General features: G+C 50.5%; 9 protein-coding genes. 4 read left to right on the forward strand and 5 right to left on the reverse strand.

From position 1 onward, the window contains the following. Positions 1–57 precede the first annotated feature (57 nt). Positions 58–3,309 (reverse strand): efflux RND transporter permease subunit, encoded by a 3,252-nt coding sequence (locus LMG33818_RS01275; protein WP_442321541.1) that lies wholly within the window; start codon positions 3,307–3,309, stop codon positions 58–60. Between the two features lie 81 nt (positions 3,310–3,390). Next, positions 3,391–4,629, reverse strand: coding sequence for an efflux RND transporter periplasmic adaptor subunit (locus tag LMG33818_RS01280; protein ID WP_442321542.1), 1,239 nt, complete (start codon positions 4,627–4,629; stop codon positions 3,391–3,393). A 376-nt stretch (positions 4,630–5,005) separates the two neighbouring features. Between LMG33818_RS01280 and LMG33818_RS01285 the strand changes: the two genes are divergently transcribed. Next, a complete protein-coding gene (locus LMG33818_RS01285; RefSeq protein ID WP_442321543.1) occupies positions 5,006–5,632 on the forward strand; it encodes a TetR family transcriptional regulator in 627 nt (208 codons plus the stop codon). Positions 5,633–5,895: 263 nt separating this feature from the next. Here the strand turns inward: LMG33818_RS01285 and LMG33818_RS01290 are convergent, their stop codons facing one another. Beyond that, entirely contained in the window at positions 5,896–7,329 is a 1,434-nt protein-coding gene (locus LMG33818_RS01290; RefSeq protein WP_442321544.1) for a sigma-70 family RNA polymerase sigma factor, read from the reverse strand. A 300-nt stretch (positions 7,330–7,629) separates the two neighbouring features. Between LMG33818_RS01290 and LMG33818_RS01295 the strand changes: the two genes are divergently transcribed. Together LMG33818_RS01295 and LMG33818_RS01300 are read left to right on the forward strand one after the other, a co-directional pair. Then, positions 7,630–9,342, forward strand: a complete 1,713-nt coding sequence (locus tag LMG33818_RS01295) for a proline--tRNA ligase (protein ID WP_442321545.1) — start codon at positions 7,630–7,632, stop codon at positions 9,340–9,342. Positions 9,343–9,536: 194 nt separating this feature from the next. Beyond that, positions 9,537–10,922 (forward strand): AmpG family muropeptide MFS transporter, encoded by a 1,386-nt coding sequence (locus LMG33818_RS01300; protein ID WP_442321546.1) that lies wholly within the window; start codon positions 9,537–9,539, stop codon positions 10,920–10,922. A 330-nt stretch (positions 10,923–11,252) separates the two neighbouring features. Here LMG33818_RS01300 and LMG33818_RS01305 read toward each other — a convergent pair whose 3' ends face one another. Then, positions 11,253–11,567 carry an NUDIX domain-containing protein gene (locus LMG33818_RS01305; protein WP_442321547.1) on the reverse strand — a complete coding sequence of 105 codons (315 nt, stop codon included), beginning with the start codon at positions 11,565–11,567 and terminating at the stop codon, positions 11,253–11,255. A gap of 265 nt (positions 11,568–11,832) precedes the next feature. Further along, positions 11,833–13,755: an SEC-C metal-binding domain-containing protein gene (locus tag LMG33818_RS01310; RefSeq protein WP_442321548.1), complete on the reverse strand. Its 1,923-nt coding sequence runs from the start codon at positions 13,753–13,755 to the stop codon at positions 11,833–11,835. A 251-nt stretch (positions 13,756–14,006) separates the two neighbouring features. Here LMG33818_RS01310 and LMG33818_RS01315 point away from each other — a divergent pair, with 251 nt between their 5' ends. Then, entirely contained in the window at positions 14,007–16,007 is a 2,001-nt protein-coding gene (locus tag LMG33818_RS01315) for a hypothetical protein (RefSeq protein ID WP_442321549.1), read from the forward strand. Positions 16,008–16,242: the final 235 nt, after the last annotated feature.

Here is a 16,242-nt window from a genome sequence, read left to right on the forward strand (position 1 = left end):
TCATATAGGCAAAAAAAACCGCAGCATATAGCTGCGGTTTCCTTTTGAGCGAAAGAATCAGGCATCCGGATGCTGATCATCCTGTGTGCGAGGAGCTTCAGGCGAATGCTGAGAACCCGCCTCGCGCTGGCTACCCTGACCATCATGCTCGTTTTTCGTCTGCTTCCCGCCTACTGGCTCTTTTCCCATCTTGCGCAACCACCACGCCTGCATATGCGCAATGATGGCGTAATAGGAGGGAATGAGCACACTACCCAGGATAGCAACACCCAACATCCCGCCAGCTACCGTAGTACCGATCTCGTGACTGTTGGCATCGGCGGCACCCGTCGCGAAAGCCAACGGTAGTACACCACAGATAAAGGCCAGAGAGGTCATGATAATCGGGCGGAAGCGCAGGTGCCCGGCTTCTGCCGCGGCTTCACTGATACTCATGCCATGGTCTCGGCGAAGCTGCTGTGCGAACTCGACAATCAGGATAGCGTTTTTGGCTGAGAGCCCTACTACCACCAACATACCGACCTCAACGTAAACACTAACCGAAAGCCCTCGCATCACGACAGCCATAATGGCACCGAAGAAACCGAAGGGTACAGCCGTAATAACGGCAATGGGTATACTCCAGCTTTCATACTGCGCGGCAAGGATCAGAATAATCATCAGAATACCGAAGATGATAGCCGATGTAGCGCCGCTACCTGCGTGGGTTTCCTGATAGGTCGTACCTGTCCAGTTCATCTCCCACTGGCTGCCCAGTGTTTTCTGAACTTCATCCTGCAATGCCTGCACCGCTTGCCCCGAGCTGTACCCTTTAGCCGGCGATCCATTGAACAATGCTGCATTGTATACGTTGAAGCGCATCACGGTATTAGGCGAGGATATACGTCTCAAGTTTACAAACTGCGATAACGGCAGGCGTGCTCCATTACTGCTGCGTACATAGATGTTTTCAAGTGAATTTGCCGTGGCTCGATAATCACTATCATTCTGAATATAAACCTGGAACTGGCGACCCTGATACGAGAAGTAGTTCACAAAGGAGCTACCCAGGGTTTCACTCAACGTTTTATTGATATCGCTGACCGCAACGCCATACGCCATGGCTTTGTTGTAATCGATATCTGCCATATACGATGGCACGTTGGCATCAAAGGTGGAGAATACACTCGACAACGCCGGATTTTTCTTCGCCGCTGCCTGCAGTTTATATACTGCCTGCTGCATTTCAGATGAGGTTGCACCATCCAATGAAGTCAGATAGCCCTCAAGCCCACCGGTGGTTGACAAACCAATGATGGGTGGCATGTTGAAGGCAATGACAGAGCCACCCGGTGTTTGCGCGCCAATCTTCATCGTCCGACCGATGAGCTGGTCTACCGAAACCGAACGTTCACTCCATGGCTTCAGAGAGACAAAGATAACGCCACGGGCAGTGTTGGCAGAGGACGATAGCATGTCGTAACCGGCGACCTGAGTCACATACTGAACACCGGGGAGTTTACGTAACTGATCGCTGACACTACTGATGTAGTCACTGGTACGCGTTACCGAAGAACCATCCGGTGTATTCACCGAAACGATGTATAGCCCTTGGTCCGTTTGCGGAATTAGTGATGTGGCCGTATTTTGATAGGTCCACAATGCAACGGCGGTCACCAGTACGAAGATAGCCAGTGAAATCACCCACATTCTGATAAAGAATCTGACGACGATCATATACACATGCGTGATGGCATCGAAGATTCGATCGAAAATCCTGAAAGGTATTTCGAGCAACCGAACAATGGGATTGTTGGATTCATGCCTACGCTTGAGGAGGATAGCCGTCAACGCAGGCGTGAAAGTCAAGGCCACAAATGCAGAAATGGCTACCGAGATGGCGATCGTGATCGCAAACTGGCGGAATATCTCACCCGTCAATCCCCCCAATACCCCTACGGGGACAAAGACGGAGGCCATGATAAAGGCCGTTGCCAATACGGGGCCCCCCACTTCCTTCATGCCTTCCATTACAGCATCAAAGACAGAGATATCCTTGTCATCTTCAAGCAGACGTTCGACGTTCTCGACGACCAGTATGGCATCATCCACCACGATCCCAATCGCCAGAATCATCCCGAACAAGGACAACAGGTTGATGGAGAAGCCAAGCGCATACATGCCCGAAAACGTACCGATAACTGAAATCGGCACCACTGACATGGCAATCGCTGTTGTACGCCAGTTTTGCAGGAAGACGAAAACAATGATGGCCACCAATATCAATGCATCAATAAATGTCTCGGTCACAGAGTGTACAGAGGCATTGATAAAGAGCGTTGTATCATAGGGCGTATTATAGGAAATGCCCGCGGGGAATCGTTTGGCAAGTGATGCCAACTTGGTTTTCACCGCATCAGCCGTTTTCAGTGCATTGGCGCCGGGTTGCTGCGAAATAAGAATAGGCGCAATACTTTCGCCATTCATTTTGGCATCGATATTGTAACTGGAATTACCCAGCTCAACACGAGCCACATCACCCAGGTGCAGGGATGAACCATCCGGATTCGTGCGCAAAATGATATTGCGGAACTCATTGGTCGTTGATAAACGCCCTTTTGTCAGAATCGTATACGAATAGGGTCGTGGATGCGCCATTGGCGAAGTGGCAAGTCCACCCGCTGATACCTCGGTGTTCTGCGCTGAAATCGCGTTACTGACCTCTTCCGGGGTGATATTGTACTGCGCCAGTTTGTCAGGATTCAGCCATACGCGCATCGCAAAGGTTGAACTCCCCAGAACCTCGGCATCCCCCACCCCCGAAACCTGTTTCAGCTCGTCAATAACATGCAATGTAGCGAAGTTACGCAGAAAGGTCTGGTCATACTCATGTGAATTCAACGTTGCAAACATGAGGATCGAACTTGAGCGCAACTGTACGTTAACTCCCTGCTGCTGTACTGCAGAGGGTAGCGATGAAAGCGCTGTTTGGACACGGTTGGTCACGTTGACGGTATCAATATTGCCATCAGAACCGATAGCAAAGCTGACATGCATTTGCATGGAACCATCATTTGAGCTGGTGGAGTACATGTACAACATGTTCTGCACACCATTGATGTTTTCAGCCAATACAGATGCCACCGTTTGGGAAACGGTTTCAGCACTGGCACCCGGATCACTGGCAGTCACCATGACCTCGGGGGGAACAACATCCGGATACTGTGCAATGGGCAGTGCCCGCATCGACATTACCCCTACCAGAGCAATGATGATGGAGAGTGCCGTCGCAAATACCGGCCTACTGATAAAAAACGAAGAGATATTCATCCGTTCATCCGATTCCTGGCATGGGGTACTGATATCTGATGCGCAGATACCTGACGCGTCATAAGAGAGATCAAGACTGATTTAGTCATTACTGGACTGATCACTGTTGGACTGACCATTGCTGGATTGATCATTGCCATTGCCCTGACCGCTATTGCCCTGATCAGCCGAAATGACGTTGGGATTACCATTGAACGGTTGAGGATCAATCGTTTCACCTACCGTCAGGCCACCTGTATCACCTGCGACCACCCGATCACCTCGGTTAAGACCACTGGTGATGATCTGCCAGTCTCCCGACAAATCACCCAATTGGACGGTTCTGGAGGCAATCCTGTTTTGACCATCCAATACATAGACCTGAGGCCCCATCAGCCCCTGCGTCACCGAAATTTCAGGTACTGCAAATGCATTGAAACGCAGTAAATGTGTCAGCTTGACATCCGCATACTGTCCGGGCAGGAAAACGCCTTTCGAGTTATCAAACACTGCTCGTGCCTGCACTGTATTGGTATCGGTGTTGACGTTATCCCCGATAAAGTCCAAACGACCCTGCAAGGTAGTCTGGCTATCCCCTGTCCCCATATCCAGCTCGACCCCAATCTGCGGAGCACCATTCATGTGCTCCTGCTGACGTGCCTGCATGGCATCTTCCTGAGGAAGCTGGAAACGGACTTCCAACGGATTGACTGGCGTAACGGTCGCCAGCTCTGTTCCGGAGGAAACAAGATTGCCCACGTTGATTTTATTCAGACTTACCTGTCCATCAGCCGGGGCTCTGACAGTCGTATAGTCCAGATTGATCTGGGCAGAATTGAGCGCTGCCTGTGCTTCCTGCACTGTTGCAGACGAGGTATCCAGCGCGTTTTGGTAGGAATCCAGTGTGTAGGCACTGATCACACCCTGATGATAAAGCACGTTGTATCGATGGAAGTTGCGACGGGCGGTGACCTGATTCGCCTGAGCCTGAACCAGATTGGCTTTCGCCTGATTGACTGCAGCAGCATACGTACTACGTTCAATCGTAAACAGAGGCGCCCCTTTCTTGACGATTTGCCCTGGAGTATAGACCTGCGATTCCAGGAAACCCTGCACGCGCGCAGTCACCGCCGCAGCATTGTCACTACGGACCATGGAGGGATAGCTCTTGTTCAGCTCGATATTCTGGGGAGAAATCTGGAAGACAGGTGCAGGTTTGGCCTGAGCCTGCTGCTGTGCCTGAGGTTGGCTATCATTGCCATGACTGCAGCCCGCTGTTGCAAGTGCAACGACACCCGCCAGACCCCACAAAACACGCTTGGATTTATTAATCTGTAACATGATTTTTCGTTTTCCAATCTGTCGGATGGTAACGTCATTCCATGACGCACACAGTAAAACAAAACGAGAGCGTGCGTTACACTTCCAGAGCGCCAGACCCAATATCTGAACAGCATCGAAATGGCAATCGCACGGTGATGACACCAGATTTTGACACCATGGTCCTGGTAACAGGAGTCAGTGACTACCGGTAAGACTACACATAAAGTAGCACCAGTTAGACAAACATATCAGTCATCGATGAAAATAAAGTTTACATGCAGACATGAATGTATGTAAACCTGAAGAAATACAATTTACACTATGCGAAGTGCTTTTCTCTACTCATTAAAATAAACTTAAAATATTTTACTTATTTTCTGCATGCGAGATTCATATGGCGCGCAAAACCAAGGCTGAAGCCGAATCAACACGAAATCTGCTGTTGGATACGGCAGAAAAGATCTTTTTCGAGCGAGGTGTATCAGGCACGTCACTTGAACAGATCGCCCGTGCGGCAGGGATGACCCGTGGTGCCGTGTATTGGCACTTTGATAACAAGATTTCCCTGCTCGAAGCATTGGTCGTCCGTGTCAGATTGCCGCTGGAACAAATGTACGAGCAATTAAATGCTTATCAGGATCATGACCCGATCGAAGGCCTCAAAGCGATTATCCATCGTGTACTCAAGCGGTGTGACGAACCTCACATCATGCGGGTCTATACCATTCTTGTATACCGCTGCGAATTCTTTGATCAGTTGTCGCGACGCTGCCAGGAGCGTGCCTATGTCGATGACATCAAGGCCATGATCGACCAGCAGCTTATTATTGCCAGGGACAAAGGGCAGCTGGCTCCCAATGTTGATCCTGTGGTAATGGGAGATATTCTCCATTTTTCCATTATGGGCTTGATCAAGGAGTGGTTGGGCCGGCCAGATCGATTCAACATCAGTGAACGCGGTATTACCATGATAGACCAACTCTTTGCGCAATTTCGTGCACAGGGGGCTAAGTCCCATTGAGTAATAGCATGTCTATCATTACCCAATTTTACCCTTGCCCATATATGCAAGAGCCAAAGCATGTAAGAGCAAAAGCATGCAGGAGCCAAATGTATAAATCAGAAACATTGACTTCAGGTATTAATTTCCTGACTGAATGATACATTGTCTGGGCCCCTGCCTATTCGCCTCCCTTTCCTATCGACGTTGAAAACCTCTTCTCAACCTCGAAATCTATCGAATACGACGGTTAATTTCTGGAACATCTGCTCAGGAAGTAAGGATCAGTCATCGCGTGGTGGCAAAGGGCCCCCCCTAAATGAATAGGTACGATACGTAATGGGCTTATCGGATGAGTCGGCCGTCAGATCACCATGACCCTGAATGCCGGTATACTCAAGCTCTGGAAAATACTGCTGAAACCAGGCACGAATTTTTGCCATGGCCCGTTTATGTAACTGACACACACGTGAATCACTTACCCCCATGCGCTCTCCGATCATTCTGAGAGAATTGCCACTCAGGCGATAAAGCGTTAATGCCTCGCGTTCCCGATCGTCATCCAGGGAGGCAATGGCCAGTTGTAGCAGGCCATGCAATTCATCCGACAACAAGCGATTGAGCGGTTCGACCTCTTCTTCAGGTAAAAAGGTTTCAAGATCGTAATCCGTATAATCCAGCAACTGGCAATTATGAACATCATGACGATGTCGATTGTAGGCATTCAGCGAAACTTCCATCACTGCCGCAACATCACGCTCGCGAATCGGTCCGCCATAATATTGCTCCAGGCGGTTGTGGATCTGCTCTGCCTCGCGGGCGTGCCGTCGCACGCTTCTGGGTAACCAATCGCTGGAGCGCAACTCATCCACCATGGCCCCCTGAATACGCTTGATCGCGTAGGTTTCAAAAGCGGCGCCCTGCTTTGGATTGAAACGCTGGCTGGCTTCAATCAATCCTACTGTACCTGCCTGTATCAGATCCTCCATATCAACGTGCATGGGAATACGTGACTGAGCCTTGAGCCGTCGCGCAGTGAGCCGGATCATCGGGGTCATTTTCTCTACCAACACATCCAACGGCTCATGGTACTGGATCGGGGCAGAAGAGACGGCGGCAGAATCGATCTCATGGCAGGTATCTTTCGACTGCGCCTTCCCGCAGTTCTCCCCAGCTCTCTTCCCCCTGGATGCCACATAATGGATGCAGGGTACGTCCAGGGAATCAGCGTGATCATTACTCCGCTGCTCGTTCACCGTGCAAGAAGATGGCATCCGGTTCTGCGCCATCCCTCGTCGCCCCCTATTACCATACGCCTTCTCATGCGGGGCTTCTGGTAGCACACGTGAGAGCGATTCTATCGGGTCAACACAATTGTTGCGAAAGTACTCCGGATCTGTTTCATGATAATAGGCAAAATAATCGCCTGACGAGTAGCCACCTATCCACTCGTCTTCGCTCTGTTGAGTCATATGCCGACGTTCGTGCCCACCTGCCTCTGGCAAATATCGGTGCCTTTTCTGTTGCCAGCCATCGTTTTGCCAAACAGGGGGGCGAGATGCTCCGCGCGCATACTTCATCGTATCGGGCGGCGTTGTTCCACTGTGGCAACTGCCACGTGCTTTTGAATGCCTTTCTACAGACGCTGACGCTTCAAGCAGACTAGGCTTTTTATAGTGATTATTATCTGGTGGATTCCGGTCGGAAATATCACTCATCAAGGGGTCCATCAATAGTGTTTGAAAGAATCTCCATTGTTGAAGGCCCATGACATGTACCAAGCGTCGTGGAAAGCGGTTAAAACAGCGCTTCAAACATTCAATGATGAATCCTCAAAGTGTTCAGTCGTTTATATCCCCCTTTGCGGCCCTGCTTGAGGCTGGCAAAAGTGCCCTCCGTGGCTCTGGATGAAAAAGAGTTTTGCTGTCACACAAAATTTCACCTTACAATACGGAAAGATTAACCACTCAAATGCTTGTCGAATGCCGACAAGTCTCAGTAAGGGAACATGCAGGCAGATGCGCGCCAGTCAGCTTTTCATATCAACACTCAAGGAAGTCCCCGCAGAAGCAGAGCTTGTGAGTCATCGTTTGATGCTCAGAGCGGGTATGATTCGTCGCCTTTCATCCGGACTTTATACCTGGCTCCCTATTGGCTTGCGCACCTTGCGCAAAGTGGAGCAGGTTGTTCGTGAGGAGATGCAGAATGCAGGCTCGCAGGAATTGCTGATGCCTGTTGTACAACCTGCTGAGCTTTGGGAGGAATCAGGGCGGTGGCAGCAATATGGTCCAGAACTGCTACGTATCAAGGATCGTCATGAACGTGATTTCTGCCTCGGCCCAACCCATGAGGAAGTTATCACGGATCTGATGCGTCGTGAGCTGAACTCCTACAAGCAGCTCCCGATCAATGTTTTCCAGATCCAGACCAAATTTCGCGATGAAATCCGCCCACGCTTCGGGGTAATGCGGTCACGCGAATTCATTATGAAGGATGCCTATTCATTCCATATCGATCAGGCCTCTCTGGATGCGACTTATCAGGCGATGTATGACGCTTACTGCCGAATATTTACACGACTGGGGCTGAATTATCGCGCGGTCATGGCCGACACGGGCTCCATTGGGGGATCAAACTCCCACGAATTCCAGGTATTGGCGCAATCGGGTGAAGATGCCGTGGTGTACTCCACTGCCTCGGACTACGCAGCGAATATCGAAAAGGCCGAAGCATGGTTTGAGCCGGTTGAATTGGCTGCTCCTTCTCGTGAGCTGGAAAAGGTAGACACACCGGATGCCAAAACAATTGCCGCGTTGGTCGAGAACTTTGGTCTTCCAATCGAAAAAACCGTCAAGACCCTGATCGTTCATGGTAGCGAAGGTGGACTAGTGGCACTTATCGTGCGCGGTGACCATGAATTGAACGAGATCAAGGCAGAGCACCTGGAAGAAGTCGCTGCGCCGCTCGCATTCGCCAGTGATGATGAAGTGCGTGATGCAATTGGTGCAGGGTTTGGTTCGTTGGGCCCCATTGGACTCACTATTCCAATCATAGTAGACCGTGATGTCTCTATCATGAGTGACTTCGCCGCCGGTGCCAATGAAGACGGCAAGCATTACTTTGGCATCAACTGGGAGCGCGATCTGCCGTTACCCCGCGTAGAGGATCTACGTAATATCGTGGAAGGTGATCGTGCGCCTGATGGGAAAGGTGAACTCAGGATTGCCCGCGGTGTAGAGGTCGGTCATATATTCCAACTGGGTGATAAATACTCGCAGGCAATGAATGCCACGGTGCTGGATGAAAACGGCAAGGCGAAGATACTCTCCATGGGCTGCTATGGGATTGGAGTAACGCGCGTTGTGGCGGCAGCCATTGAACAGAATCACGATGACGCCGGCATTATCTGGCCAGAAGCGTTGGCCCCTTTCCAGGTCGCCATCGTGCCCATGAATGCGCACAAGTCCGAACGGGTCAGGGAAACCTCCGAAACACTTTATAAAGCCCTCGAAGCACAAGGCATTGAAGTGTTGCTGGATGATCGCGATCAACGTCCGGGTGCGAAATTTGCTGATCTGGAACTGATGGGTATTCCTCATCGCATCGTCATCGGCGATCGCAGCCTCGACAAACAGGAGCTCGAATACAAGGGGCGTACTGATAGTGAAGCGACCATGGTGCCTCAGGCTGACATCATTGAGTTCCTGAAGGCACGCCTTACGATAAAATAATGACCGACAGGATAATGGTCTGATACGCCATGTGGGCTTTGTGGCAATCGTATGAGCATGTTACAAAGCCTGTATGCTCGCGCCAGGCATTCACGCATGCTCAGCCGCATCCGTGTTTGACCGACAATATTTAGAACACGAAGCGGAATCTTCATTCTGCTTCATGAATACCCTTTCACGAGGTTGTGAGACTCATGCCTGAAGTTCAAACCCGAAAACGCAGTTGGCGCACAATGCTCACGCTCTATAAACGCCCTGAGCTGGTCACCATGCTTTTTTTGGGCTTTTCGTCAGGTCTACCTTTTTTGCTGTTGTTCTCTACACTGTTCGCGCGTTTGAGGATGTCAGGGGTTGATGTCGCGACGATCGGGTATTTCTCGTGGATTGGCCTTCTGTACTCCATCAAGGTGTTTTGGGCACCCTTGGTGGATAGTCTGAGGCTCCCCTTCCTTTCCCGTTGGCTTGGACATCGTAGAAGTTGGCTATTGCTGGCACAGGCAGGTATTTTGTGCGGCTTTATCGCCATGGCAAACCTGCACCCGCAAGGTCAGCTGAGCGCGCTGGCAATGGTGGCTGTATGCGTGGCTTTTGCCGCTGCCACACAGGATATCTGTATTGATGCGTTCAGGATTGAATCTGCCGAAGTGGATCTTCAGGCGGCGATGGCATCGATTTATGTTATCGGTTATCGCGCGGCCTTGTTGGTCGCAGGTGCCGGGGCACTTGCCCTTGCCGGTGCCTTTTCGTGGCAAGTCACCTATCTGGTCATGGCGGCATTGGTACTGGTGGGAATTGTAACGGTGTTGGTTCGCCCTGAGCCTCCACGTAATCCGCGTAGCGCCGAAATTCTGAAGGAACCACGGGTTCGCGCTTTTCTGCGCCATGCCGATCACTGGCCTAGCGCATTAAAGAAGACAACGGTCTGGGCATTGGGAACGGTCGTGTGCCCGTTTACTGATTTCTTCCAACGCTACGGCTGGCGCGCATTGGTCCTGCTGATCTTTATTGGGGTTTATCGTATCAGTGACCTTTCCATGGCGGCCATGGCTAACCCCCTTTATATCGACCTCCATTTCACGATGGATCAAATCGGTGCTGTCAGTGGTGTCTTTGGCATTTTCATGACCCTATTGGGCGGTGTTATCGGCGGGTCACTGGCCGGGCGTTTTGGCGTGCGTCCGCTCCTCTGGGTAGCCGCTGTCATGATCGCATTGGCAAACCTGCTCTATGCCTTGTTGGCAACATTAGCCACACCCAACCTGGCCATGCTGACGCTCACCATCACGGCTGACAATCTGGCGGGGGGAATCGCTAGCGCGCTCTTCATCGCCTTCCTGTCAAGTTTGACGTCACGTGCCTACACAGCAACACAGTACGCGCTCTTCTCCTCTATCATGACGTTACCCGGAAAGCTGATCGGAGGTTTTTCAGGAAGTATCGTGACGACTATTGGCTACCCGAAATTCTTTATCGTTGTTGCCTTTTTAAGCCTGCCCGCTATTTTACTTGGGCTGTGGATCATGAAAGACCGTGGTTTCCATCACAATATTGAAGACATTCAAAAAACCGGTAACAGGTAATGGCGGCGGTGATCAGGTTGTTGGCAATGAGTAGGGTGTTTGGAATGGATAGCGTGTTTGAAATGGATAGCGTGTTTGGATAGCTTATTCGTATAGTTGAAGACCGCCTTTGCCCTGTTACTCCCTGGTTGGTTGACAACGATCAATTTTGGACACCGACCTGCTTACGAACAACGATACAAATGCGAACAACGATACAAGTGGTTAAAAAAGAGAGAATCTCCCCTATCCATTCATTCCATGTTTCTGCACTAACCAATTCCACACATGCGTATATACCTCATGGAACATGGGATGCCACTCCGCCGTGAGTACCTCTTCCGCAGGATGTCAAAAGAAGGAAAATACATGGCCATGATCATCTTCGGTTGCATAGCCCCAGAAATCAGGAAGTGCACTTGAGCTTTTCGCTAGATAAAGTTGCCATGGAATACTGCCCTTTTCGGCACCTGATCGAATAGGATGGATACCCAAATCCACTATTTCATCGACCCCAGAGATACCGCTCTCCTCTTCCAATTCCCGTAAAGCCGCTGACAACGGACGCTCTCCAGGCTCAATCGTCCCTTTCACCCACTGCTTCCCTGCGAGCGGATGTTCAAACGCCAGCAGTTCCACACCATGACAAGACTCACGGTGAATCATGGGGCATACCTTGATAGGCTCTACATCCATCACGTTTTACCGCCTATACGGTTAATCGCTTTTTATATTTCAATTCAAGTGAATTGGATAGTGATATCAGGTACATATACGCTGGGTCACAGAATGAAAGTACCAGCGCTAGTCTCAGCGAAAAACAAACAGTAAAGAAATGAATAGGACGAAAGCGATAGACGCTGCTTTCCCCGTTGATATGAGTAGGGCATTTCTTGATCGCTGGCTTGAAAGCCTTTTTATACGACGAGAACTACCACTGCCCCAGCCACTCCAAAGCACCACGGGTATTCTCCCAACTGGACCGTGTCAATAGGGCGATATTGCTTGCTTCTGCACGAGAGCCGGGGGTATGTTCATGGGAAAACGGTAACGACACGGGGCCACGCAAGCTTGGGTGCTCATCAGGAATCAACTGCTCCATCAACCTTTCACTTGATGCTATCAGCTGCGAGGTATGCGAAGCCTGGTTTCTGAGGCTACTAATCATGAAACGATTATGCCGTTTGATCTGCCCGATACGTTCAATCGCCAGAGACTCCTCTCCACGACGATAATAAATCAACGCTTCAAATAAAAGGATAAGCAGTGGTGTGTCATCCTCCGCACTACGCGTTGCCCTCTCGCATAACGCCAAGGCAGCCGCATCCTTTCCTTGCTGGACATAAAACTCGATGACCAGCATTCTGATATTGAGCGGGTCATCATCATCCAGCCAATAAAGCCGCTCAAGCAGCCGCTGAGAACGCAGCCTATCACTTTTTTCGAGTGCTGATATCAGCGCAATACCCAGCAGATAAATAACGCGATTCTCCCCTTCACCCCAACGCAATGGCTGCTTATAACGTTCAATTTGAGTGAGCCAGTTTTCAAGATGTTTTACCAAAGGCAGCGTATAAACACTCGACATCCAGGGAAGATGCCCGAAACGGCTTACCAATGCGATACCCAGTTCGAACATCACCAACGGCGACTGGACCCACTCAGGGTGATGAAGTAGCGCAGGCATCCAGTCATTCGCGGTCAACCATAAATCCACATAGCCATGGTGATTCATTTCAGCCAATTGGGTGTAGGTCGACCACGGTGTATAGAGATCGCTATCCCGCGGTGACGGCACATAGGCCCTGCCACCCTCCGCTGGCTGCAAGGGCGGCAACATGGACAGCGGCATTTTCTGCAGCATCCCGGCAAGATGCGAGAGAGGTTCACCCAGTGTATTATCGGAATCAATCAGCTCGGATGCCAGGGTATTAACGGGATCAGCTGCCAATAGCCGAATAAAGTCGAGCTCATCCGGATCAGTATGCTTAAGGCGACTAAGTCGGCGATGCCAGAAACGAGCACGTTGTTTCGCCTTGTCCTGCTCACCTTCCTGCATCAGCAACATGGTTTCCAGATAAGCCAGCATGGGTGCATCAGGCAAGGAGCGCATGGCGAGTTCGAAATGATGACGCGCGGAATAAAGGTCATCATTTTCCAGATCGCTCAACATCAACTGTTCCAGTGCAGTCAAGCGAAAAGTTTTGATCTTTGACGCCAGCAGATTCTTGACGACCTTGGCATAACGGTGACTAAAACCACGTAACCGATACAAATCCAGTAATTGTTCGATCGCGTCCGCCGCAAAGGAGACAGTTTCCTCATCGTACTCATGGGCCTGCGAGACATGAAATGATGCTTTCCCCAAATCAATATAGCGTGCGCACAAGCGCTCCAACAACTGTTGTGCACGCCCCACTTGATCGGCTTCAAGATCCACCATGGCGGCTTCGATCAGTGCGTTATCTGGCGCCTGATCACTCTTCAACGCCAGAACAAAATCATCACCTCGCCAGGTACAAAGTGACAACATCCAGACTAGATGAGGTGGAATGGGCCCCGGGAGCATCACCTGTTGGCAACAGTGTTTGTATAACCGCCCACTATCACACCAGCAAAAATCATTTGGATTGGGCTGCGCCAAAGGTTCACTTTTAAACTGAAGACGTTTTAGCGGCGTTTGATTCCATAGCAAAGGAGCCAACGCCTGAGCCAGAGCAATATCTTCCCCCAAAATACTGGCACCTTCATCACGTGCCCATGTCATAAAAGAGGGATATTGTTCCGACAAACGCAGCTGCGTCAGTGCAGCTCCCGCATATGCCAGCAATTGATCGACCCACGTTACTACCATTCAGAGCTCCTGCTCACGCTGAAAAATCTGCTGACCGATAAATACTGTATGCTCTGAGAGTGCCCCATGATGGGTGAATCCTTATGCAAAGCCTCCTCACAAAACGGACAGTACTGGCAGCATGACACCTTGGATGGTAACGTTGCAACTTACGGATAAACTTCTCTCTTTAAAGTATGATACAGAAGACGTTTTTCCATGACGTTGTCCCTGTTTCAATGCTTTTAAAAGCCTTTTATTGGTCTCGCTCATTGTTTCTTAAAAGTAAGTTTCTTAAACATAATCTGAATTCAAAACTGACACGCTCCAGTTCGGAAATCCATCTTGAACGCGAAGGCCGTGAACGTATCAGACGCATCAGTAATGCGGTCGCCGGTGTAGCATGGCGCTCTACATTGCTCGATATGCTTTGGATTAGTGGTCCGGTCACCTTCATTGGAGCAACGGTCGGCTACTACCTCGGTTACGGGCATCTTCCCACCATTGGCACGCTGATTTACTTCTTTTTCTTTGGTGTCATTACCAGTTTAGCGAGTGTTCTGGCGAATATCTTCAACAATTATCGTCATGCCGGGCAATCACGTAGCAACGAGCGCAACCTTTCACAGGTCATCGATGATATTCCTGAGCTGATCATGCAAACGCGTAACCTGAGTATTGCGCAACTGGAAGGTGATGCCAAACGGCGAGAAGCAGCGACCGCCCTTTTACGCAAGAATGACTTAAGCCCTGACTCTGTCAAACTAACCGTCAAGGAGCTGATGGGCGATGACGAAAGCGCCGAGGTATTGGGCGATATAGAAAACTATCGTCGGATAGGCCTGCGTACCCGTATACATGATCTGGTCGATGAGTATTCCCCTCATATCGACCCACAAATTGATGCACTAAAGGAAGTTGCCCCGGAAGCCTCCCAATTGTTGCGAGAACGCTTTCATGGCCATGTGCGCAATCTCGATGCAGGCGTACCGCGCAACGAAGATTTTATCGAACGTATCATGGCAGCTATCGAACAGGAAGATCATCTTCTGATGACGCTGGACGACGTGCAGCAAATGCTGACCCTGCTGTTCGAGTTGATCAACGGACGAGAAATACCTTTGCTCGTCTTCCAGTATATTGGACGCTGGCGACTGGCACAGGCCTTCGACCATTTGGAAGCGTCCCGCGCCCGTTACCGTTTCCGACAGGCCACCGGTATATCACGACTCAAGGCATTGACTGTCTATCTGGCTGAAGCATCGGATACCCTTGTCGAAAGTGTCCCGCCAGGATTGAAAACCGAAGATATGCTGGCTCGTTCCCGTGAAGCGATGAATGACCTGGCGCAACGTATCGAAACTCGCTGTCGGGAGCGTCATCCTGACCGTGCTGCGCTGCGTGCGGATCATGACAAACTGACCAATGCTATCCGATTGTTCCGTTCAATGCGTGACTCCTTCGATCTGGTTGAACGCCAGCATGCATCGCTGGTTCGTGCGCAGGAACGTTGGGAGCGCATCTCCAAAGAAACCTCTGAAAAGACACCACAACTCCGTTGGGGCCCCGGACGAAGAGGATTGCGCATCAGCGAAAACACGATTTCACTGGATAATCAGGCCAAGGTGAATGTCTGCGCGCAGCTGGCTCCCGTCATCCGTAAACTTTATGCCTACCCGTCGGCAGAGTCGTTGATGCGGGATGAAGTGCCTCACAAGCGGCTGATTCTGGATGTTGAAAGCGCCAAAAACCTCGCCATTGAAGTCGCGGTTGTGCTTGACCCATATGTGCATCTTTCACGGCCTGAAGTACAGCGGGCCATCAACTCAAGCAATGCCGCCGATTTCAGTGCGGTTGAGCCCGGGTTTTCGGCAGCAACAAAAGCGGCGTTGGGTGCCGCCATGTCCAAAGAGATGGTCGATGACATGTCACGCTCAGCCCATTCATTGGCAGTAGCGCTGGTCAAGCATTATCAGATTACACTGGAGCCCGAAGCAATCGATTTCCTGTGTGACCAATATGGTGCTGATCGGCAGGCATTGGAAATTCTGGGCAGTAACACTTCCAGGGCGGTGGCTCGCTCACTCAATGCGCCCTCTCACACCCTACCGCCTATCGGAAGCACTCCACGCCCCTGGTATCGTGCTCTGGTGCAGGCAAAACAGGTATTGGAGCATAAAAACCGTCACCATAAACACGGGGACGGACACAAGCACCACACTTCATCAAAAAAGCAGCCTACTCATCATAATGATCAAAATATCTCTCGATAATGGCTACGCATCACTTTGATGACAGCGCCTGATTACAACTCACGAATGTACTGCCAACGCAGCCGGATCTTTACGACGTATCCAGAATATGACGATGTATTCAGATATGACGACGTATCCAGATATGACGACGTATCCAGATATGACGATGTATTCAGATATGACGACGTATCCAGATATGACGACGTATCCAGATATGACGACGTATCCAGATATGACGATGTATCCAGATATG

It is taken from the genome of Cernens ardua, from assembly GCF_051251085.1.
GTDB classification, from domain to species: domain Bacteria; phylum Pseudomonadota; class Gammaproteobacteria; order Pseudomonadales; family Halomonadaceae; genus Cernens; species Cernens ardua.

Excerpts from the sequence above, each read along its gene's own strand:
- LMG33818_RS01275 (WP_442321541.1), bottom strand. The coding sequence starts at position 3,309 with ATGAATATCTCTTCGTTTTTTATCAGTAGGCCGGTATTTGCGACGGCA.
- LMG33818_RS01280 (WP_442321542.1), bottom strand. The coding sequence starts at position 4,629 with ATGTTACAGATTAATAAATCCAAGCGTGTTTTGTGGGGTCTGGCGGGT.
- LMG33818_RS01285 (WP_442321543.1), top strand. The coding sequence starts at position 5,006 with ATGGCGCGCAAAACCAAGGCTGAAGCCGAATCAACACGAAATCTGCTG.
- LMG33818_RS01290 (WP_442321544.1), bottom strand. The coding sequence starts at position 7,329 with ATGAGTGATATTTCCGACCGGAATCCACCAGATAATAATCACTATAAA.
- LMG33818_RS01295 (WP_442321545.1), top strand. The coding sequence starts at position 7,630 with ATGCGCGCCAGTCAGCTTTTCATATCAACACTCAAGGAAGTCCCCGCA.
- LMG33818_RS01300 (WP_442321546.1), top strand. The coding sequence starts at position 9,537 with ATGCCTGAAGTTCAAACCCGAAAACGCAGTTGGCGCACAATGCTCACG.
- LMG33818_RS01305 (WP_442321547.1), bottom strand. The coding sequence starts at position 11,567 with ATGATTCACCGTGAGTCTTGTCATGGTGTGGAACTGCTGGCGTTTGAA.
- LMG33818_RS01310 (WP_442321548.1), bottom strand. The coding sequence starts at position 13,755 with ATGGTAGTAACGTGGGTCGATCAATTGCTGGCATATGCGGGAGCTGCA.